Annotated in this window: 16 protein-coding genes; 11 read left to right on the forward strand and 5 right to left on the reverse strand. The window is 60.2% G+C overall.

The annotated features are described in order from the left end of the window. Positions 1-193: 193 nt before the first annotated feature. From J2X71_RS13860 to J2X71_RS13910, 11 genes are all read left to right on the forward strand, one after another. Positions 194-3,820 (forward strand): hydantoinase B/oxoprolinase family protein, encoded by a 3,627-nt coding sequence (locus J2X71_RS13860; protein ID WP_310382632.1) that lies wholly within the window; start codon positions 194-196, stop codon positions 3,818-3,820. A 186-nt stretch (positions 3,821-4,006) separates the two neighbouring features. Next, the gene (locus J2X71_RS13865) at positions 4,007-4,537 is read left to right on the forward strand and encodes a winged helix DNA-binding protein (RefSeq protein WP_310382633.1); all 531 of its coding nucleotides are present in this window, start codon (positions 4,007-4,009) and stop codon (positions 4,535-4,537) included. Next, the gene (locus J2X71_RS13870; RefSeq protein WP_310382634.1) at positions 4,534-6,366 is read left to right on the forward strand and encodes an ABC transporter ATP-binding protein; all 1,833 of its coding nucleotides are present in this window, start codon (positions 4,534-4,536) and stop codon (positions 6,364-6,366) included. Before J2X71_RS13865 ends, J2X71_RS13870 begins: the two co-directional genes overlap by 4 nt. A gap of 52 nt (positions 6,367-6,418) precedes the next feature. Continuing rightward, on the forward strand, positions 6,419-7,939 hold the full coding sequence (locus J2X71_RS13875; protein WP_310382635.1) for an ABC transporter substrate-binding protein: 1,521 nt from the start codon (positions 6,419-6,421) through the stop codon (positions 7,937-7,939). 61 nt (positions 7,940-8,000) lie between these two features. Further along, positions 8,001-8,924: an ABC transporter permease gene (locus J2X71_RS13880; RefSeq protein WP_310382636.1), complete on the forward strand. Its 924-nt coding sequence runs from the start codon at positions 8,001-8,003 to the stop codon at positions 8,922-8,924. Between the two features lie 3 nt (positions 8,925-8,927). Then, on the forward strand, positions 8,928-9,776 hold the full coding sequence (locus J2X71_RS13885) for an ABC transporter permease (RefSeq protein WP_310382637.1): 849 nt from the start codon (positions 8,928-8,930) through the stop codon (positions 9,774-9,776). Continuing rightward, positions 9,773-11,497 carry a M14 family zinc carboxypeptidase gene (locus J2X71_RS13890; protein WP_310382638.1) on the forward strand — a complete coding sequence of 575 codons (1,725 nt, stop codon included), beginning with the start codon at positions 9,773-9,775 and terminating at the stop codon, positions 11,495-11,497. Before J2X71_RS13885 ends, J2X71_RS13890 begins: the two co-directional genes overlap by 4 nt. A 241-nt stretch (positions 11,498-11,738) precedes the next feature. Beyond that, on the forward strand, positions 11,739-12,740 hold the full coding sequence (locus tag J2X71_RS13895) for a sulfate ABC transporter substrate-binding protein (protein WP_310382639.1): 1,002 nt from the start codon (positions 11,739-11,741) through the stop codon (positions 12,738-12,740). 73 nt (positions 12,741-12,813) lie between these two features. Continuing rightward, complete coding sequence (cysT, locus tag J2X71_RS13900; RefSeq protein ID WP_310382640.1) at positions 12,814-13,635, forward strand: sulfate ABC transporter permease subunit CysT; 822 nt, start codon at positions 12,814-12,816, stop codon at positions 13,633-13,635. Positions 13,636-13,638: 3 nt separating this feature from the next. Next, positions 13,639-14,526 carry a sulfate ABC transporter permease subunit CysW gene (cysW, locus tag J2X71_RS13905; protein ID WP_310382641.1) on the forward strand — a complete coding sequence of 296 codons (888 nt, stop codon included), beginning with the start codon at positions 13,639-13,641 and terminating at the stop codon, positions 14,524-14,526. Next, positions 14,523-15,554, forward strand: coding sequence for a sulfate/molybdate ABC transporter ATP-binding protein (locus tag J2X71_RS13910; RefSeq protein WP_310382642.1), 1,032 nt, complete (start codon positions 14,523-14,525; stop codon positions 15,552-15,554). Before cysW ends, J2X71_RS13910 begins: the two co-directional genes overlap by 4 nt. Here J2X71_RS13910 and J2X71_RS13915 read toward each other — a convergent pair. The 5 genes from J2X71_RS13915 to J2X71_RS13935 all read right to left on the reverse strand — a co-directional run bounded on the left by J2X71_RS13915 (position 15,538) and on the right by J2X71_RS13935 (position 21,987). After that, positions 15,538-16,893 (reverse strand): amidase, encoded by a 1,356-nt coding sequence (locus J2X71_RS13915; protein WP_310382643.1) that lies wholly within the window; start codon positions 16,891-16,893, stop codon positions 15,538-15,540. The genes J2X71_RS13910 and J2X71_RS13915 overlap by 17 nt on opposite strands. Positions 16,894-16,960: 67 nt before the next feature. Beyond that, positions 16,961-18,475, reverse strand: a complete 1,515-nt coding sequence (locus J2X71_RS13920) for an ABC transporter substrate-binding protein (protein WP_310382644.1) — start codon at positions 18,473-18,475, stop codon at positions 16,961-16,963. Between the two features lie 19 nt (positions 18,476-18,494). Next, positions 18,495-20,204, reverse strand: coding sequence for an ABC transporter ATP-binding protein (locus J2X71_RS13925; RefSeq protein ID WP_310382645.1), 1,710 nt, complete (start codon positions 20,202-20,204; stop codon positions 18,495-18,497). Next, positions 20,201-21,052, reverse strand: a complete 852-nt coding sequence (locus J2X71_RS13930; RefSeq protein ID WP_310382646.1) for an ABC transporter permease — start codon at positions 21,050-21,052, stop codon at positions 20,201-20,203. Before J2X71_RS13930 ends, J2X71_RS13925 begins: the two co-directional genes overlap by 4 nt. Further along, positions 21,049-21,987: an ABC transporter permease gene (locus J2X71_RS13935; protein WP_113182767.1), complete on the reverse strand. Its 939-nt coding sequence runs from the start codon at positions 21,985-21,987 to the stop codon at positions 21,049-21,051. Before J2X71_RS13935 ends, J2X71_RS13930 begins: the two co-directional genes overlap by 4 nt. Positions 21,988-22,002: the final 15 nt, after the last annotated feature.

The raw sequence follows: 22,002 nt of genomic DNA on the forward strand, positions 1-22,002 counted from the left end.
CGAAGATCGGTCACTTCCACCAATCCTGTCGCCGCGGCCCTCGGGCCGCGGCGTTCGATTTTATGCGCCTGAATATCCAGCCTGTGATACGCCCTGCGTCCATCGATACCCACGGCGACTTTTTCTTCTGTAAAATGTTGACGATTTATCGATAATTTCTTAGTGATATTGGAAACGAACGGCGGAGGCGATTTTGTCGGGCATTGCGGCTGGTAGCTGGGACTTCTGGATCGACCGTGGAGGCACCTTCACCGATATTGTCGGGCGCGACCCCTCCGGCGCCCTGCATGCCCGCAAAGTGCTGTCCGAAAATCCGGAAGCCTATCGCGATGCCGCCGTCCACGGCATTCGCCTGCATCTCGGCCTGAGCGCGGATGAACCAATCCCGACCGGGCTGATCGACGAGGTGCGAATGGGCACCACCGTCGCCACCAATGCGCTTCTGGAGCGCAAGGGCGAACGTCTGGCGCTGGTAACGACAAAGGGTTTCCGCGACGCTCTGCGCATCGGTTATCAGGAGCGCAAGAAGATCTTTGCGACCGAGATCATCAAGCCGGAAGCGCTCTATCAGGATGTGGCCGAGCTCGAAGAGCGCGTATTGGCCGACGGTACCGTCGAGACAAAGCTCGATGAGGCCGCGACCGAAGCGGCCCTGCGCGATCTGCGCGCCAAGGGTTATCGCGCCGTCGCCATCGTCTTCATTCACGCCTATAAATATCCTGATCATGAGGCAGTCGCTGCGCGCATAGCCCGCGCCATCGGCTTCGAACAGGTTTCCGTCAGTCACGAGGTCTCGCCGCTGATCAAGCTGGTCGGCCGTGGCGATACGACCGTTGTCGACGCCTATCTTTCGCCGGTGCTCGGCCGCTATGTCAGTCAGGTCTCGGACGAACTTGACGTGGCGCGCACCGGCGCGCGCGTCATGTTCATGATGTCTTCGGGCGGCCTGACTGCAGCCAACATGTTTCAGGGCAAGGATGCGATCCTGTCCGGTCCGGCCGGCGGTGTGGTCGGTCTTGCCAAGACCGGCGAGCAGGCGGGTTTCGGCCACGTAATCGGCTTCGATATGGGTGGTACCTCGACAGACGTCGCACATTTCGACGGCGAGTATGAGCGAGCCTTCGAGACGGAAGTCGCCGGTGTTCGTGTGCGTGCGCCAATGATGCTGATCCATACGGTGGCGGCCGGCGGCGGTTCGATCCTGCATTTCGAAAGCGGCCGTTTCCGCGTCGGGCCTGATTCCGCCGGCGCTTTCCCAGGTCCAGCCTGCTACCGCAATGGCGGCCCGCTTGCGGTGACCGATGCCAATGTCATGGCCGGCAAGCTGTTGCCGGATTTCTTCCCGGCGATCTTCGGCCCGAACCAGGATAAGCCGCTCGACGTCGCGACGGTGCGGCAGAAGTTCGCCGAGCTGGCAGCCGAGATCGGCGACGGGCGCAGCCCCGAAGAAGTGGCTGACGGCTTCATCCGCATTGCTGTCGCCAATATGGTCGAGGCGATCAAGAAGATTTCCGTGCAGCGCGGTTATGACGTGACGCGTTATGCGCTCAATTGCTTCGGTGGCGCTGGCGGCCAGCATGCCTGCCTGGTCGCCGACGCGCTCGGAATGAAGAGCATCCTGCTGCATCCGATGTCGGGGTTGCTGTCGGCCTATGGCATGGGTCTCGCCGATATCCGCTCCGCGCGTCAAAAGGCGCTCGGTGTGACGCTCGATGCGGGTGCTCCCGCAGCGATGATCGCGCTTGGCAGGCAATTGCAGGGTGAATGCCAGCCGGAGCTAGTGGCGCAGGGCGTCGACGCCGGCAAGATTAAGACTGTGTTGCGCGCTCATATCCGCTATGCCGGCACCGATACTCTACTGGCCGTCGAGGCACTGTTCCCGCAAACTGATGACGCGGCGCGCCTTCGCAAGGAGTTCGAGATCCTGCACAAGCGCCGTTTCGGCTTCGTTGCCGAGGACAAGCCGCTGGTCGTGGAAGCCGTCGAGGTCGAATGCATCGGCGGTGCCGCCGCCGAAATCGATGTCGATCGCGGGGAAGCAGGTGAGGGCGAGGCTTCGCCCATTCGGCGAACCCTGTTCCATTCGCAGGGTGAAAGCCATGATGCGGCGGTCGTCCTGCGTGATCGTATCCTCCCCGGCCAGACCGTGACCGGGCCGGCCATCATCATCGAACCGAACCAGACCATCGTCGTGGAAGATGGCTGGCAGGCGAAGCTGACGGCGCGCGATCATGTCGTGCTGAACCGCATCAAGGCGCTGCCCGAGCGCACGGCGATCGGCACCAAGGCCGATCCGGTCATGCTGGAGATTTTCAACAATCTCTTCATGTCGATTGCCGAGCAGATGGGTGTGACCCTGCAGAACACCGCCTATTCCGTCAACATCAAGGAACGGCTCGATTTCTCCTGCGCGGTCTTCGATGCGGACGGCAATCTCGTTGCCAACGCGCCGCATATGCCAGTGCATCTCGGCTCCATGGATGCGTCGGTGGCGACTGCCATCCGTGAAAATCCGGTCATTCATCCAGGCGACGTCTTCCTCATCAATGCACCCTATAATGGCGGCACGCATCTGCCCGACCTGACCGTCTGCACGCCTGTCTTCGATGATGCCGGTAAGCGCATCCGTTTCTGGGTGGCGAGCCGCGGTCACCATGCCGATATCGGCGGTATCTCACCGGGCTCGATGTCGCCGCTGGCGACACATATCGAGGAGGAAGGCGTCTATATCGACAATTTCAAGCTTCTCGATCGCGGTAAATTCCGTGAGGATGCCCTTGCCGATCTCTTGACCGGCGCGCGCTATCCGGTGCGTACGCTGGCGCAGAACGTCAACGACCTGAAGGCGCAGGTTGCTGCGAACGAAAAGGGTGTGGCGGAGCTGAAGAAGATGATTGCGCTCTTCGGTGAGGACGTGGTCGACGCCTATATGGGCCATGTGCAGGACAACGCCGCCGAAAGTGTTCGCCGCGTGCTCGACCGCCTGCCGGACGGCGAGTTTTCCTACGAGATGGATCAGGGCTGCAAGGTCGTCGTGAAGATTTCCATCGATCGGGAAAAGCGCGAAGCGACGGTCGATTTTACTGGCACGTCGGCGCAGCGTCCCGACAATTTCAATGCACCGGCGCCGGTAACGCGGGCTGCCGTGCTCTATGTTTTTCGCGTCCTGGTCGAGGCGGATATTCCGATGAATGCCGGCTGCCTGCGGCCGATCCGTATCGTTATTCCCGATGGCACCATGCTGACGCCGGAATACCCGGCCGCCGTCGTCGCCGGCAATGTCGAAGTCAGCCAGGCGGTGACCAACTGCCTGATCGGCGCGGTCGGCGCCATGGCCGCAGCCCAGGGCACGATGAACAATCTGACTTTCGGCAACGACAAATACCAATATTACGAAACCATCTGCTCCGGTGCGCCGGCAGGCCCGGGGTTCAATGGTGCAGATGCCGTGCACACGCACATGACCAATTCACGCCTCACCGATCCGGAAATTCTGGAGAGCCGTTTCCCTGTCGTGCTCGAGGATTTTCATATCCGGCCGAATTCCGGCGGGCGTGGTCAGTGGCATGCCGGCAATGGCACGCAACGCACGATCCGCACGCTCGAGAAGCTGGAATTTGCCGTCCTCTCCGGCCATCGTCGCGTCGCGCCGTTCGGGCTGAAGGGTGGCGAAGACGGCCAGACCGGCCGCAATTATGTTCGCCGCAATGACGGTACGATCGATGAGCTGATCGGCGCTGCCCATACGGTGCTGGAAGCGGGCGAAGCCTTCACGATTGTGACCCCGACGGGTGGCGGATATGGGCCACGCAATGCCTGATAATGGTTCGGCTAAAACGGTTTAAAATCAATGGAATAGATGTTCGTTCCTGCATGTCGAACGTGCAGGAAAACAAGATCCGGGAAACGGCGGCGGAATAGAGGAATCTTAGCGATAATTTGTTGACAAATTATCGCTTCCAGCTAACCTGCCACACGTACTTCAGTTCTGAGATGAGAGAGTTCATTGGATAAACCGAGGGAACGAAAAGCGCCCCGCGAATTGATCGTGTCGTCTGCCCATCTGGCGCTCGGCAGTTCACCGGCCCTCTCCGAATTAGAATACGGATCGATCCTCTTTTCTCACGCTTTCAATCGCTGGATGGTGCGCTGCATGGCGGCTGCCGGCGTGCCGAGCCTGTCGCCGGTCGAGATCCTGATTATCCATTCCGTGCGTCATCGCGGTCGTCCGAAGACGCTCTCCGATCTCTGCCTCGTGCTCGATATCGAAGACACACATGTCGCCAATTATGCGGTCAAGAAGCTCGATGCGGCCGGCCTGGTGAAGACCGGGAAATCCGGCAAGGAAAAGGTGATCCAGGTCACCGACAAGGGCCTGGAGGCGCTGACCCGCTATTCGGAAATCCGCGAGCGGTTGCTGGTAGAGGCGACTAAGCTCTCGGGTCTTTCACAGGATGAACTTTCCGACATTGCCTCCCATCTGAGGGCCTTGTCGGGATACTACGAACAGGCAGCGAGGTCAGCGGCAACTTTATGAGTAGATCGACCGAGAGCAACAGCGCCGCCATCCCCGTCGTCCTCTCGGTCCGTTCACTATCCGTCGACTTCAAGTCCGGCCAGTTTCAGGCCGTCAAATCGCTGAGTTTCGACGTCAAGCCGGGCAAGACGCTCGCCATCGTCGGAGAATCCGGCTCGGGCAAATCGGTAACCTCGAGGGCGATCATGCGCCTCACCGATTTTTCGGGCGGCCGCATCAGCGGCGGCGAAATTATCTTCCAGAGCCGCAATGGGCCTCTCGATCTCGTCACCGCCAATCCCGATCGCATCCGGCAGATAAGGGGCGGGGAGATCGCGATGATCTTCCAGGAGCCGATGACCTCGCTCGATCCGGTCTTTTCGATCGGCGATCAGATTGTCGAAGCCATCCTCCTGCATCAGAAAACCACGCGCGCTGAAGCCAATCGTATTGCGCGGAATATGCTCGAAAAGGTTCGCATTCCCGACGCTGATGCAATGATGCAGCGCTATCCGCATCAGCTCTCCGGCGGCATGCGTCAGCGCGTGATGATCGCCATGGCGCTCTCCTGCCGTCCGAAGCTGTTGATTGCCGACGAGCCGACGACCGCGCTCGACGTGACGATCCAGGCGCAGATCCTCAATACGATCCGCGAGCTGCAGCGCGAACTCGGCATGGCGGTGATCTTCATCACCCATGATATGGGTGTCGTCGCCGAAATGGCCGATGATGTGATCGTGCTGCGTCACGGCGAGAAGCAAGAAGAGGCGCCGGTTCGGGTGCTGTTTTCCAATCCGCAGCATCCCTATACGCAGACCCTGCTTGCCGCCGTGCCGCGTCTCGGCAGCATGTCGGGCAAGGCGTCCCCGAACAGCGAGGCACTGGAAGCCGTTCGTTCCGATAGCAAGCCGCCGCTTCTGCAGGTCGATGGTCTCACGGCGCGTTTTGCGGCGCGCAGAAGCTTGTTTGGCAGGCTGACACATCGCATTCATGCGGTCGAAGGCATTTCCTTCGAGATCGCCGCGGGCGAAACGCTGGCGCTGGTCGGGGAATCCGGCAGCGGCAAATCGACGACCGGGCGAATGCTGCAGCAGATCATGGAGCCGACTGGCGGCAAGATCCGTTTCCGTGGCCGCGATATCTCTGAAATGGATCCGCGCGAGAAGCGCTCCCTGCTGCAGAAGGTCCAGTATATTTTCCAGGATCCCTATGCAGCGCTTGATCCGCGCCAACGGGCCAGCGCCAGCATTGCCGAGCCTATGATCGTTCACAAGCTGCAGCCGGACAAGGCGGCGATCGAGGAGCGAACGCTCGCTTTGCTCGATCGCGTCGGCCTTCCGCGCGATTACAGGACGCGGTTTCCACACGAGCTTTCCGGCGGCCAGCGCCAGCGTGTCTGCATCGCCCGGGCGCTTGCCAGCGATCCGGAACTGATTATCGCGGATGAATCCGTTTCGGCGCTCGATGTTTCGATCCAGGCGCAGATCCTCGACCTGCTTCTGGAACTGCAGCGGGAGCGCGGCCTTTCCTACCTTTTCATCACCCATGACATGGCTGTGGTCGAGAAGATCAGCCATCGTGTCGCGGTCATGTATCTCGGACAGATCGTCGAGATCGGCACCCGACAGGAAATATTCGAGAACCCGCAGCATCCCTATACGCGCAAGCTGCTGGCCGCGATCCCTGCGCCCGATCCCGATCGCAGCATCGACACCACGCTTTTGACCGGCGCGATACCGAGCCCGGTCCGCAAGATCGGCGATGAACCGGCGCTTTTGCAATATCGCCGTTTTTCGCCCTCGCACTTCGTTGCGGCCGGGCCGCAGAAGCTGTCCGAAACCCTCCCATAGGACAGATCGCTACAAAACAGTCACCGCACAATAAAAATGGGGAACTAAAACAATGAGATACCGAGATCTCTTCCTGGCAGCCGCACTGTCGGTCCTGCCGCTTACCGCAACCATCGACGCCGCACACGCCGCCGGCACGCTGACCGTCGCGCTCGAACGCGATGATGGCAGCTGGGATCCGATCGACACCTTCACACTGACCTGGGGCCGTATCGGTAGCAACATCTTCGACGGTCTCGTCCAGCGCAGCCCTGACCTGAAGCTGCTGCCCGGCCTCGCCACGGCTTGGGAATTCCTCGACGACAACAAGCGCATCCGCTTCACGCTGCGCAAGGGCGTCAAATTCCATGATGGCGAAGATTTCAATGCGGCCGCCGTCAAGTTCACCTTCGACCGGTTGCTCGGACCGGAAGGCGCCAAGGGTCCGCAGCAGGCGAATTACACCTCGATCGGCGAGGTGAAAATCGTCGATGACTATACGGTCGACTTCATCCTGAAGAGCCCGGATCCGGTGCTGATCACCAAGCTTGCCGGCTATGGGGGCATGATCGTGCCACCGGCATATATCAAGGAAAAGGGCGACGAGTACTTTAATCTGCATCCCGTCGGTACCGGGCCGTTCAAGTTCGTCGACTACAAGCCGAAGATCAGCCTGACGCTGGAAGCCAATCCGGACTACTGGGGCGGCGCGCCGAAGATCGCCGGTCTGGTCTACCGCTTCATTTCGGAAGCGGCCACACAGGTTTCCGAGCTGCAGTCGGGCGGTATCGATATCGCCACACTGGTGCCGATCAGCCTGATCGATACGATCAAGGGCGACCCCAAGCTGGAAGTGGAGAGCATCACCGGTCCTGATGTCTCCATGCTGCGCTTTAATAATACCGACGGCATCACCAAGGATCCGGCGGTCCGCAAGGCGCTCATCCAGGCCGTCGACCGCGACGCCATCATCGAGCAGATCCTGCAGGGCAATGGCAAGCCGATTGCGAGCCTCCAGAGCTCGCTGTCGCTTGGCTACAATCCCGACCTGAAGCCGTTGCCTTTCGATCCCGCTGCCGCGAAAGCTGCGCTCGATAAGGCGGGTGTGAAGCCCGGCACCAATCTCGAGCTTTCCTTCGTCGGTACGGATGCGACCTTCCGCGAAGTGTCGCAGACGGTCGCCGCCTATCTTCAGGCGGTCGGCATCAATGCTTCGCTGAAGTCCTACGAAACCAACGTCTACTACACTGATATCATCGCGCACGGCAAAACCGGCTCGCTCTATCAGTTCCAATGGGGTGGTTGGACCTTCGACTTCGACAACACGGCCTATCTGCTCTATCACAGCGGCCAGTTCTGGAATCCCTACATCAAGGATGCCAAGCTCGACCAGCTGCTGGAAGCGCAGCGCTCGACCTATAATGTCGATGAGCGAAAGAAGATCCTGGGCCAAGTTGCTGCCTATGCCGCCGATCAGGCCTTCGAGATGCCGCTCTACAACGGCAATACGCTCTATGCGATCAACAAGCGGGTGAAGAACCTGGCGCCGACCCCGGACGTGCGTTTCCGCTTCGTAGACGTATCGGTCGAGTAACCGAACCCCGCTCGACTGCCTGCCTGTGGGCAGGCAGTCACATCCTCCGCAGGGTCATGCCATGCCAGCCTATATTGCCAAACGCCTCTTGCAGGCTCTCTTTGTCGTGATCGTCGTCACGCTGCTCGTTTCCTATGCGATCAGGCTGTCCGGCGATCCGACGGCCATGCTCGTCAGCGGCGGTTCTGCCGTCACCGAGCAGGATCTGCAGAATATCCGTGCCGGCCTCGGTCTCGACCAGCCGTTCCACATCCAATATCTGAATTTCATGTCGGGCGTCGTCACAGGCGATTTCGGCAAGAGCTTCTTCGGCGGTACGCCAGTCTGGAGCCTGATCGCGCAGGCCTTGCCGGCGACGCTGCTATTGTCCTTCCTGTCGCTCATCCTGTCCTTCGTGATTTCCATCCCGCTCGGCATCCATGCGGCTGTGAAGTCAGGCTCGTGGGCAGATCAGGTCGTCCGCATCCTGTCGCTCGTCGGCCTGTCCTTCCCGAATTTCTGGCTGGCGATCATGTTGGTGCTGATCTTCTCGATCAAACTGGAATGGCTGCCGTCGAGCGGCTTCCTTGCCTATTCGGGCCTTGTGCTGCCCTGCCTGACGCTGGCGCTGATACTCTCGGCCGTGAACGTGCGCATGGTGCGCTCGGCCATGCTGGAGACCTTGTCGGCGCAATTCATTCTCGTCTCCCGCGCCAAGGGGCTGAAGGACAGGGTGGTGCTCTACAAGCACGCCCTGCGCAACTGCCTCATTCCGCTGCTGACCTTCGTCGGCCTGCAGTTCGGCGACCTGCTCGGCGGCGTCGTTATCGTCGAGCGCGTCTTCAACTGGCCGGGCATGGGCAGCCTTGCCTTCGATGCCATTTCATCGCGCGACTATCCCGTGTTGCAGGGCACGATTACTGTGCTGGCGCTGCTGATCGTCCTGATCAACCTTGCGATCGATATTGCCTATGGCATCATCGATCCGCGTATTGGGAGGAAGTGAGCCATGGCATCCTCCTCGGCTAAATCGTCCTTCTTCCGTCACACGCCGCTGGAACTTCTCTTTGGCATCCTGTTCACCGGCGGAATGGTTCTGCTTGTCGTCTTCTCCGACGTAATCTTCGGGAACAAGGCCGGCATGATGGATCTTCGCGCCCGTCTGCTGCCGCCGTTCGTCAGCCTCAACCATATATTCGGCACCGATCCCCTCGGCCGAGACGTACTGGCGCGCATTGCCGCCGGCGGCAAGATCTCGCTGATCGTTGGAGTGCTATCGGTCGCGGGTGCCACCGCCGTTGGCACGATCGCCGGTCTGATCGCCGGCTATTTCCGCGGGGTCGCCGACATGATCCTCATGCGCATCGCCGATGTGCAGCTCGCCATGCCCTTCATGCTGATGGCGCTGACCTTCATCGCCATCGTCGGACCTGGCCTGCCGATCCTGATTTCGCTGATGATCATCGCCCAATGGGTGCAATATGCGCGACTGGTGCGTGGTCTCGTCCTCTCCTTGCGCGACCGCGAGTTCATCCAGTCGGCACGGGCGATCGGGGTCGGGCGCACGCGGATCATCCTCGTGCATATCCTGCCGAATATCGTCGGCCCGATCATCGTGCTGATGACGCTGAACGTCGCCAACAACATCTTGCTCGAAAGCAGCCTGACCTTTGTCGGTCTCGGCGTCGATGCCTCCATTCCAAGCTGGGGCGGCATGCTCGCCGACGGGCGCACCTATGTGCAATCCGCCTGGTGGGTCAGCGTCTTTCCGGGCTTTGCCATCATGTTCACCGTCCTCGGGCTCAACCTGCTCGGTGACTGGCTCCGCGACTATCTCGATCCGACGAGGGAAAAATGAGCACCATCCTCAATCTCGAAGCTCCGCGCACGCTCGACGTGCTGGTTTCCGAACTGACCGCCAATCCTCCGGGCACGCCTGTTGAGGCATGGGTCTTCGACGATGCGCCGTCACGGCAGGCCGCCGAAGAGAAACTCGCCGCCGCCGGCATCACCGCGCGGATCCGCAGCTCCTACAAGCCGTTGGTCTATTTCTTCCTTGAAGAACTGCATATTCCCTCGCTTGCCAAGGTGGAAATTGGCTACCCGGTCCACCCGGCCGCAGATCCGCAGCGCTTCCTGATCGAAGCCTATCCGCTGGCAGCTCTTGTGGGCGATGCAGAAGTCGCATTTCACGCCAACACGCTTGATCTTACCTACGATATCAAGCTGACGACAAAGGCGGGGGAAACGAAGACCTATACCGTCTTTGCACCGAATGTGGTGGAGGACGACCACGTCGGAACGCCGGTGCTGCGCTGCTGCGGCTGGCACAAGGGCGAACGGCTGAAAACCGATTTCGAGATCATGTTCCTCGCGGCCGTCGATGCCGTCAAACAGCAGACATGGGAGCGCAAGCAGCCCTATTTCGACCGTCTGCGCATCACGGTCGATCTGCCGGCCAATGATCTCGACCTCGATTTTTGCAGCGAGAGCATCAGTCTCCGCGAAGCAATGCATGAAGAGCTGTTCTTCAGCCTGCGCGAATGCCTCAATGCGGAGATGGGCGCCATGGCTGGACGCGGCGGCGCGCGACCGGGCCAGGTCGTTCCTGATATCCGCAGCACGGACGGTAATCCGCGGATCGTCATGAGTGTGGAGGAATTCGGCGAGCACGAAGAGGCGACTGGCGAGGATATTGACATGGCGACCGCGACGCGGCCGCTGAAGATCGGCCAGATCCGCCGCGAACTGGCGAAGATCGAGGGTGTGCCGATCAAGGCAATATCGTGCGAGGGCCGTGAGGTGCTTGGTCGCTATCACAATGGACCGGGGCCGGCCGTGCTCATCTCGTCGGGCCAGCATGCCAATGAGACCAGCGGTCCGGTTGGGGCGCTACGCGCGGCGCAACAGCTTGCCGCTGATCCCGACCAGCATTTCGCCATCGTACCGGTCGAAAATGTTGACGGATATGAACTGCACCAGCGGCTGATCGTGGAAAACCCCTTCCATATGCATCATGCCGCCCGCTACACGGCCTTCGGCGACGACCTCTCCTTCACCGTGCCGCCGCCGATGTATGAGCGCGAGGCGCGAGGCAAGGCGCTCGAACTCTCATCTGCCAAGCTGCATCTCAATCTGCACGGCTATCCCTCGCACGAGTGGACGCGGCCGATGTCGGGTTACCTGCCGCGCGGCTTCGAACTCTGGACCATTCCGAAGGGATTCTTCCTGATCGTCTGCACGCATCCGGGCTGGGAGGCGATCGGCGAAGCATTGCTCGATGAGGTGGCCAAACGTCTGGCTGAAGACAAGAGCCTCGTCGAATTCAACGCCAAGCAGATCGATTGCGTCCGCCTGCACATGCCGAACGCGCCGTTCGAGGTACGCTACGGTATTCCGATCTTGAAGCAGGTCGGCTCAATGTACCAGGCGCCGCTGACCATCATCACGGAAGCGACTGACGAGACGGTTTACGAGCAGGTATTCGTCGATTGCCACGAGGCGCAGACGCGAACCGTGCTCTATGCCGTCGAGGCCTATCGCCGGCTGGCTGCAGGCAGCGACTTTCCCTCGGCATAGTCGGGAAATAGAACGGCGACAATCTAAGTCTGTTCCAGGAGATGCCGTATCGGCGATCATTGATCTCGGTATGGCCTCCGATACCGGCCCGGCAGTATCCGCGACGGAAGATTAAAGCCGGAAATCACAGCCATTGAGAGAAAATTTCCCACACGGACGCTTCGCGTAACCGTCCATTTCTCGTGCCGGTTTGCTGGAGCCGGTAGCTTGCGGCCGTTGAACTTCTTTGGGGGAATTCCTTATGGGTCGTATTCTTGCGCTTGGCGCAGCCTTTGCCCTGCTTCTTTCAGGTCAGACCTTTGCGCAGACACCGGACAAGATATTGAACGCGTCTTACGACGTGTCGCGCGAGCTTTTTGTTGCCGTCAATGGTGCATTCATTCCGAAATATAAGGCCGACACGGGCAAGGATCTCACCATCGACCAGTCGCATGCCGGTTCGTCGAAACAGGCGCGTTCGATCCTTGAAGGTCTCGAAGCCGACGTCGTAACCTTCAATCAGGTGACCGACATCGACACGCTTGCAAAGGCTGGGTTCGTTTCGAAAGATTGGCAGAAGAGCTTTCCGAATAATGCTTCGCCCTTCTACTCCTTCCCGTCTTTCTTGGTCCGCGCAGGCAATCCCAAGAATATCAAGAATTGGGATGATCTCGTTCGCGATGACGTCAAGGTAATCTTCCCGAACCCGAAGACATCGGGCAACGCCCGCTACACCTATCTCGCCGCACTCGCCTTTGCGAAGCAGACATATGGCAATGACGATGCCAAGGTCACGGCATTCGTCAAGAAGCTGTTCGACAACGTCCCGGTCTTCGACACGGGGGGCCGTGCCGCCACCACGACCTTCGTCGAACGCAATATCGGCGACGTGCTTGTCACCTTCGAATCCGAAACCCGCGGCATTGCCAAGGAATTTGGTGCAGACAAGGTTCAGGGTGTGACGCCGCCGGTCAGCCTGTTGGCTGAGTTTCCGATCGCCGTCGTCGATAAGGTTGCCGATAAGCGCCGTTCGCTTGAAATCGCCACGGCCTATCTTTCATTCCTCTATACGCCGGATGGCCAGCGTATCCTTGCCGAGAACGGCAATCGCGTCATCGATCCCACGGTAGCGGCCGCCTTCAAGGACCAATTCCCTGCAGTCAAGCTGCTCAAGGTGGAAGATGTCTACGGACCTTGGGACAAAGTCCAGAAAGAGCATTTTGCCTCTGGCGCACTGCTGGACCAGATTTACGGCCAACGCTAAAGAGCCAGCCATGGATCGGCTTTTACCCGGCGGAACATTCCGCCGGGTAAATCGTGTTTAGGGGGACCATCCGTTGAAACGTCGTGTATTGCCCGGCTTGCCGTTTTCATTGGGCACGACGCTCTTTTATGTCGCACTGATCGTGCTTCTGCCGCTTGCTGCGCTCGTCTTCAAAGCTGCAAGCCTTGGTCCTGCAGACTACTGGGCAATTGTTTCCTCGCCGCGCGCCGTCGCGAGCTATCGCGTAACGGTCCTCTGCGCGCTTGCGGCGACGATCTTCAATCTGTTTTTCGGACTGGCGCTCGCCTGGGTGCTGGTCCGCTACCGCTTTCCGGGGCGCCGCCTTGTCGATGCTATCGTCGATCTACCCTTTGCCTTGCCGACGGCCGTCGCTGGCATTTCGCTGACGACCCTGTTTGCCCCGGGCGGATGGTTCGGCCACGTGCTTGGCCCGCTCGGCATTCAGGTCGCCTACACGCCACTCGGCATCATCATCGCCATGGCATTCACAAGCCTGCCTTTCATCGTGCGAACGGTGCAGCCGGTGCTTGAGGAGATCGATCCGGCACTTGAAGAAGCTGCTCAGTCGCTCGGCGGGACCGACCGTGAGATCTTTACCCGTGTCATCCTTCCGCTCCTTTCGCCGGCTCTCCTGGCAGGCATCTCGCTTTCCTTTGCGCGCAGCCTTGGTGAATTCGGCGCGATCATCTTCATCGCCGGCAATCAGCCCTTCAAGACCGAGATTTCGGCACTGCTGATCTTCATCCGACTGGAAGAATACGATTATCAGGCTGCAGCCGCGGTTGCCTCGGTGCTGCTGATCACCGCCTTCGTGATGCTGACGGTCACCGGCATGCTGCAGAAGCGCGCGTTGCGCTATACGGAAAGGAGCTGATCCATGCGTGCAAGACATGTCCCTCCGCGCGTTGGTGACGCTCCTGTCGTTCGCCGTCTGCTGATTGCAGTCGTTCTGGTCATCGGTGCGCTTTTCATTCTGGCACCGCTGATTGTCATCGGCGTCGAAGCCTTTTCCAAGGGGGCAGGGGCCTATGCCGCGGCCATTGCCCATCCCGATACCCGAAGCGCGATCTTCATGAGTGTGGTGACGGCGCTGATCGCCGTGCCGATCAACACGGTCTTCGGCATTTGTGCTGCCTGGGCGATCACCAAGTTCGATTTTCCGCTTCGCCGGCTGCTTCTGATCGTTATCGAAATTCCCTTTTCGATCTCGCCGATCGTCGCCGGCGTCTGCTACCTCTTCGTCTACGGCTTGCAGGGTCTTTTCGGCCCGGTGCTTCAGGATGCCGGCATCAAGGTCCTGTTTGCCCTTCCGGGTATCGTTCTCGCATCGATGTTCGTGACCGCGCCCTTCGTCGCGCGGGAACTCATTCCGCTGATGCAAGCGCAGGGCAGGGATCTGGAGGAGGCGGCGACCTCACTGGGTGCATCCGGCTTGCGGACATTCTTTGCCGTGACGTTGCCCAATATCAAATGGGCGTTGCTCTACGGCGTCGTACTCTGCAATGCCCGCGTGATGGGCGAGTTCGGCGCCGTGTCGATCGTGTCGGGGAATATTCGCGGCGAGACAAACACTCTCCCGCTGCATATCGAACTGCTCTATCACGATTATCAGACCGCCGGTGCCTTCGCGGCAGCTTCCATTCTCGCGGTGCTGGCAGTCTTTACCATCGTCGCCAAGGTGCTTCTCGAACGGCGAGGAGCGGGCCGCGTAAGCCCGGCAGCACAGGCAACAAATCAAGTTTCTTATAATGGGGTAAAGCCATGAAGATCCGTCTCGATCAGGTCGTCAAGACATTCGACACTTTTCGGGCCGTCCATGGCGTTTCGCTGGAAATCGAAAGCGGCGAACTCGTCGCTTTGCTTGGTCCGTCCGGCTCCGGCAAGACGACGATCCTGCGCATGGTCGCCGGTCTTGAATTTGCCGATGGCGGGCAGATCCATTTCGGCGACCGAAATGCGACGGATATTCCCGTGCGCGACCGCGGCGTGGGTTTTGTCTTCCAGCATTACGCCCTTTTTCCGCATATGACCGTTGCTGAAAACATCGCCTTCGGCATGAGGACAGCGAGGGCGGCCAGGCGCTCCGAGGCGCAGATTGCGGAACGTATAAACGACCTGTTGCGTCTCATGCGTCTTGAGGGTCTCGGCCAGCGTTTTCCAGGCCAGATTTCCGGCGGCCAGAAACAGCGCGTGGCATTGGCGCGCGCTCTTGCCGTCGATCCGAAGGTGCTGCTCCTCGACGAGCCCTTCGGGGCGCTTGACGCCAATGTCAGGCGGGATCTGCGGCGGTGGCTTCGGGAGGTTCACGAGGAACTGGGGATTACCACGCTGTTTGTCACCCATGACCAGGAAGAAGCACTCGATCTTGCCGATCGTGTCGTCATTCTCAATGAGGGCAAGATCGTTCAGGAGGGAACACCTGAAGAGATCTGCCGCAATCCAGCCTCCGCCTTCATCATGCATTTCCTCGGCGATACGAACGCGATTGCGACGACGGTGACAAAGGGCAAGGCGGCCTTCGATGGAAAGCTGATCGAAGCAGCTGACTGCGTCGATGGTCCCGCAGATATCTTCCTTCGTCCCAACGATCTTGCATGGTCGCCAACCGACGCCGCTGGCATTCCCGCCACGATCAGCCGGGTTCTGGACCGCCCCGGCGCCCGCCGGCTGGTTGCCGTCACCGATTCGGGCCAAACGCTGGAGTTGGACGCGGAACCTGACCTCGAGGTTTCCCGCTCCTCCCGTGGCTATCTCAAAGTGCTGCGGTCTCGCGTTTTCACGCGCCAGGCATAGATGGTCGGCGATAGGCGCCGAGGGCAGCTTCGATGCCGAGTGCGATCTGCAGGAGCGTTCCATCGCCGCCGACAGGGCCGGTCAGTTGCAGCCCGAGCGGCAGATGCCGATCCATGCCGGAGGGCAGGCTGAGGGACGGCTGTCCGGTCATGTTGGCGAAGCCACTGGAGAGCATTTCGCCTTCCTCGCCATCCTCGGTGAATTCCGGATCTTCGATCGGGGCGGGAAAGGGCACGCTTGGCCCGATCAGCACGTCCACCTCGGCAAATGCTGCCTCCACGGCATTCAGCAGCTTCACGCGGAAGTCCTGGGCCTTGATGTAGTCGACGGCTTTCGCCTCGAAGCCTGCTTCCACCTGCGATCGTGTGCGCGGTGCGTAACCCGCAGGGTTTTCGGTGTAGAGGCCCGCATGGATAACCGAGGCTTCCGGCAGGATGATGCGGCGAAGTTCCGAATTGGCAAGCCTTAGCTCCGGAATGTCTATGCGCTTGATGATCGCGCCTGCCGCTTCCAGCTGCTTCAGCGCCTCGGCAAGATTGGCGGCGACGGCCGGCGTCAACTCGGGATTTTCGCAATGAAAGCTCACGGCTCCGATCCTGACGCCCGCAAGTGATGGCGGTGAAAGCGGGACGGTCTTGCCGGCGATTGCCTCGAGCAGCAGTGCCGTATCCGTGACGCTGCGGGCAAGCGGACCGGCATGATCGAGGCTCCATGATAACGGAAACACGCCGTCGAGGGATACCAGACCGAAAGACGGTTTCAGCCCGACGATACCGCAATACGAGGCGGGAATACGGATCGAGCCGCCCGTATCGGTTCCGATCGCCAATGGCAGGATACCGGCGGCGACCAAGGCGGCCGAACCACCGCTCGAGCCACCTGAGGTGCGGCTGACATCATGGGGGTTGTTGGTCTGGCCGATCTCCGGATGGGCGATGCCATAGGCATATTCCAGCAGGTTGGTCTTGCAGAGAATGATCGCACCGACTTCCCGCAGGCGCTGCACCAGCGGTGCATCTTCGCTCGCCAACGCCGATGGCCGCACTTTGCTCCCATAGCCGGTGGGCGCGCCCTGCACTTCGATCAGATCCTTGATGGCGACGGGAATTCCGTGCAGCGGCCCGCGGTCCTTGCCTGATTGCAGCTCTGCGGTCGCCTGTTCCGCTTCGGCAAGTGCCGTCGCATCCAGTCTCTGAGCGGCGGCATTGAGGGCGGGTTCCAGGCTCTCGAGCCGTTGAAGGCTGGCACGCACCACATCGACCGGCGACAGCGAAGCGTTTCGATAGGCTCGTCCAAGCTCTGCAACATCAGTGAATGCGATTTCGTCCGCAGTCATCATCGATTTCCCGTCGGCAGAATGGTCCGCCGCGTTTGGCGCGGCGGACCATGTCACAACGATAACATACTCAGTTCTTGACCGTGTCTTCCAGGAAGAAGCGGCCGAGCGGGTTCTGGTAGAAGTTGTCGATGTTCTTGCGTGCCACGTTGATGTAGGGGCTGTAGTAGAGATCGATCCAGTTGACGTCCTCCTTCGCCGTCTTCTGCAGGTCGATATACATCTGCTCGCGCTTCTTGGAGTCGAGTTCCAGGCGGGCTTTGGCGACCAGCTCCTTCACCGCTTCGTTCTTGTAGTTGGTCGAGTAGTTGTTGTTGGAATCGTGGCCGAGCACGAAGGTCGTCTTCTGGTCCGGGTCGAGAATGTCGTTGGTCCAGTAGTTGACCGAGATGTCGTAGTCGCCGGCAACCGTCATGTCCCATTCTTGGCTCGGATCGACCTTCTGCAGGTTGGCGGTGATGCCAGCCTTGGCGAGCTGTTGCTGCAACAGCACCGCGGTCTGCTCATCCACCTCGTCGCCGGCGCGGATCAGGTAGTTCAGCGTCAGGTTGGAGACACCGGCATCGGCCAGCAGCTTCTTGGCCTTTTCCGGATCATAGGGGCGCTGCAGGTTGTCGGCGTAGTAATAGAGCGCACCCTTCGGAATGTAGGAATTGGCGACCGTGCCCTGACCGAAGGTGACGGCATCGACGATCGCCTTCTTGTCGATTGCGAGATCGAGCGCCTGGCGCACTTCCTTCTTGCCGAGATCGCCATGCGCATGGTTGATCAGCAGATGATCTTCACGCGTCGACGGATCGATCAGCACGTTGAGGCCGGCATCCTTCTTCAGCTCCTCGACGCGCGAGAAGGGTACGAAAATGGCGGCATCGAGCTGGCCTGCCTGCACGTTCAGCATGCGGGTATTGTCATCGGGCACCGAGATCCATTCGACGCCATCGAGCTTCACACGGTCGGCCTGCCAGAAGTTCGGGTTCTTCTTCAGGATGACGCGGTCGCCGCGCCGCCATTCGTCGACAACGAAGGCGCCGGATGCGATCGGCTTTTCGGCGTAAGCGTCCGCGCCCATGGATTCGATGCCAGCCTTGGAGATGACAGAGGCATTCGGCAGCGCCAGCGTCGACAGGAAGGGCGCGGACGGATTCTTGAGCTTGATCGTCAGCGTGTGCGGATCGGTTGCGACGGCGGTATCGATCACCTTGTAGGAATCGCTCCAGAGCGAGCCTGCATCATCGCGGATACGCAGTAGGCTGAAGGCTGCATCTTCCGCCGTCAGCGGCGAACCGTCGGAGAATTTCGCGTCGCGGATCTTGAAGGCATAGGTCAGGCCGTCGTCGGAGACGGTCCAGCTTTCGGCAAGGCCGGGCTCCAGCTTGGTGCCGGTCTTGTCGACGCGGATCAGCACGTCATAGACGTTGGAGAAGACCCAGTTGTCGATGTTCTGCGCCGTCTTGATCGGATCGAATGTCGTCGAATCTTCTCGACGACCGATGGTAAGCACGCCGGCGGCTTCGGCGTAGGATGCGCTGAGGGTCAGGCCTGCAAGAAGCGCTGCAAGCCCGATTGATTTCCATCTGGTGATCATGCGTTCGTTCCCTTCGTTGTTATGGCATGCGTTTGACGGGTAGTGCCGGAACCGATTGCAGCTCGTCTTCCAAACTGGTTTTGCTCAGAAGAGGCTTGTCCGGATCGATGTCGGGAATCGCGGCAATGAGTGCTGCGGTATAAGGATGTTTCGGCCGCGCGAAGACCTCTTCCGAGAGGCCTTCCTCGACGATCTCGCCGTGATACATGACGACGACGCGTTCGCAGAGATTGCGCACGATCGCCAGGTCATGGGCGATGAACATTAGCGTCAGGTTCATCTTGGCGGTGAGCTCGCGGAAAAGCGCGATGATCTGTGCCTGGATCGTGACGTCGAGGGCCGCAACACATTCATCGGCGATGATGAGCTTCGGATCGACGGCAAGTGCGCGGGCAATGCCGGCACGCTGACACTGGCCGCCGCTCATGCTGCGGGGTTTGCGATTGGCAAACTCCCGCTCCAGCCCGACAAGATTGAGCAATTCGCCGATTCTTTCCGGAATGGCCGATGCCGGCACCTTGCCCTGCACCTTCAGCACCTCGGCAAGCATCTGCCCGATCGTGAGGCGCGGATTGAGTGCGTTATAGGGGTCCTGAAAGACCATGGCCGTCTTACGCCGTAGCTTTGCGAGTCCGGCAGCCCGCTGCTGCGCGAGATCGATCCCTTCGAAGGACACATGGCCTGAGGAGATCGGCGTCAGCCCCAGCACGGCGCGTGCGAGCGTGCTCTTGCCGCTGCCGGATTCGCCGACGATGCCGATGGTTTCGCCCGGCATGACCTGCAGGCTGACGCCGGAAACGGCGCTCACCGTCTTGGCACTGCCCTTGAACAGGCTGCCGCCAACCTTGAAGCGCACGTGCAGGTCGTCGATTTCAAGAAGCGGCTTGGTCGATGCGGCCGAAGACACGACCTGCGGCGCCGGCATTGGCGCCTCGTCCGGCATGGAGGGATGGCTGTTGATAAGATTGATCGTGTAGGCGTCCTGCGGCCGGGAGAGAATCGTCCGTTTCGGCCCCTGTTCAAGCAGCTTGCCGTTGCGCATGACGGCGATGCGGTCGCAGGTCTGGGCGACGATGCCGAGATCGTGGGTGATGAGGATGATCGACAGGCCACGTTTTTCTCGGATCTCCAGCAAGAGTTTCAGGATCTGCGCCTGGATTGTCACGTCGAGTGCCGTCGTTGGCTCATCGGCGATCAGGATCTTCGGGTTGCAGGAGAGTGCCACGCCGATCATGGCGCGCTGGCGCATGCCGCCGGAAAATTCGTGTGGATAGCTGTCATATTGGCGAACGGGATCGGGAAAGCCAACCTGTGTGAGGATCTCGATGGCCGCCGCCCGCGCTTCCTTGGCGCTGAGCCTCTGATGATAGCGGATGCCCTCGGAAATCTGGTCGCCGATGCGCATGACCGGATCGAGATGGCTCGTCGGATTCTGGAAGATCATACCGATCTCGCCGCCGCGAACTTCCAGCATCTCGGCATCGCTTGCGGTCGTCAGATCGCGCCCCTCGAGCAGGACGGTGCCGTCCTCGATCCTGATCAGAGAGGAGGGCAGCAGCCGGACAAGTGAGCGGCAGAGCAGGCTCTTGCCCGAGCCGCTTTCGCCGACGAGGCCGAGGATTTCGCCCTTGGCGAGATCAAGGGAAACATGGTCAATCAGCGTTCGCACGCCGCCATCGAGATGAACCTTGACCGTCAAGTCGCGGACGGAAAGGACCGAAGCGCTCATTCGTGAACTCCGAGAAGTTCGCCGAGCGCATCACCCAGCATGCTGAAACCGAAAGCAAGGCAGACGATCGAAAGGCCAGGGAAAAGCGTGATCCACCAGGCCGTGGTGATGAAACTCTGGCCTTCGGCAACCATGACGCCCCATTCGGCGAGCGGCGGCTGCACACCGAGGCCGAGATAGCTGACCGCTGCGCCGCTGAGCAGCACCAGTGTGGCATCCGACATCGAAAAGACGATAGAGCCGGCAATCGCATTCGGCAGGAGATGACGGAACATGATCCGGAAGCGGCTGAAGCCGAGGCTGACGGCTGCGACTGCGTAGTCGCTGCTTTTCAGCACCAGCATCTGCGCGCGGATAAGGCGCGCATAGGAGACCCAGCCGACCAGCGCCATGGCAATATAGAAGCTGCCGAGGCCCGGCCCGAGGATGGCGATGATCGACAGCATCAGGACAAGGAATGGGAAGGCGAGAATGATATCGACGAGGCGCATGAAAACCGCATCGACGATGCCGCCGAAGAAGCCGGCGATCGTGCCGACCGTCGTGCCGATCAGGAACGGGAAGATAACGCCGATGACGGCGATCTGCAGATCGATGCGGGCGCCCCATATGACGCGCGAAAGTATGTCGCGGCCGAAATTGTCCGTGCCGAAGAGATGGGCGAAGGAGGGTGACTGCAGCCGTACATCGGCATTCTGCAGGATCGGATCATAGGGTGCGACCAACGGAGCGGCGATTGCCAGAAGCAGAAAGAACAGGAGAATGCCGACGCCGATGACGAGCGTCAGCCGGTGGCCGAGGAAACGGCGCCAGGCGACGGGAGAGAGGGTAAAGGCATCGACGCTCATAGCTTCACCCTCGGATCGACGGCGACGGTGACGATATCGGCAATGAAATTGACGAGCACGGTGGCGCAGGCAAAGGTCATGGCGACACCCTGAACGACCATGTAATCGCGCGAGAAGATGGCGCGCACCAGCAATTGGCCCATGCCGGGCAGGGCAAAGACGCTTTCCACGACGACAGTGCCGCCGATCAGCCAGCCAATGTTGACGGCCAGGAGATTGATCGTCGGCACGAGCGAATTCGGCAGGACATGCCGCCAGAAGACGATACTCTCAGGCATGCCGCGAGCACGCGCGGCGGTTGCCACATCGGATTTCAGGGATTCAATCATGGCGGAGCGCAAGCTGCGGGTCAGCACTGTCGAGAGCGACAATGCAACGGTCAACGCAGGCAAGATGAGATGGGAGAGCTTGTCGCCTAGTGTTGTGCCGTAGCCGGAAACGGGCAGGACGCCGAGTTCGACGCTGAAAAGAATGATCAGCATCAGGCCGAGCCAGAAAGGCGGAAAGCCGATCCCGAATGTGGAGATGACGCGTACTGCATGATCAGGCGCCCGGCCAGCGTTGCGAGCTGCGATCGCCGACATCGGCACGGCGATCAGGATCGACAGGATGACACTTGTTAGGACCAGCGCGATCGTCGGCTCGATGCGCGTGGCGATCAGCGGAAATACGTCGATCTTGTAGAGGATCGACTTGCCCATTTCGCCATTCGCGAGGTTCTTGAGGAAGTAGAAATATTGCAGCCACATCGGCTGATCGAGGCCGTATTGGGCGCGGATATTGGCAAGGGCGGCGGGCGTGGCGCGCGTGCCGAGAATATTGCGGGCGGGATCACCGGGGATCAACCGCACCAGAATGAAGGTGATGACGCTGATGCCGAAAATGACAGGCAGAAACTGGACCGGCCGGGTCAGTATGAATTTATAACGATGCATGGCGGCGCTCGCCCC

This window comes from Rhizobium sp. 1399 (assembly GCF_031455475.1).
Taxonomy (GTDB): Bacteria; Pseudomonadota; Alphaproteobacteria; order Rhizobiales; family Rhizobiaceae; genus Rhizobium.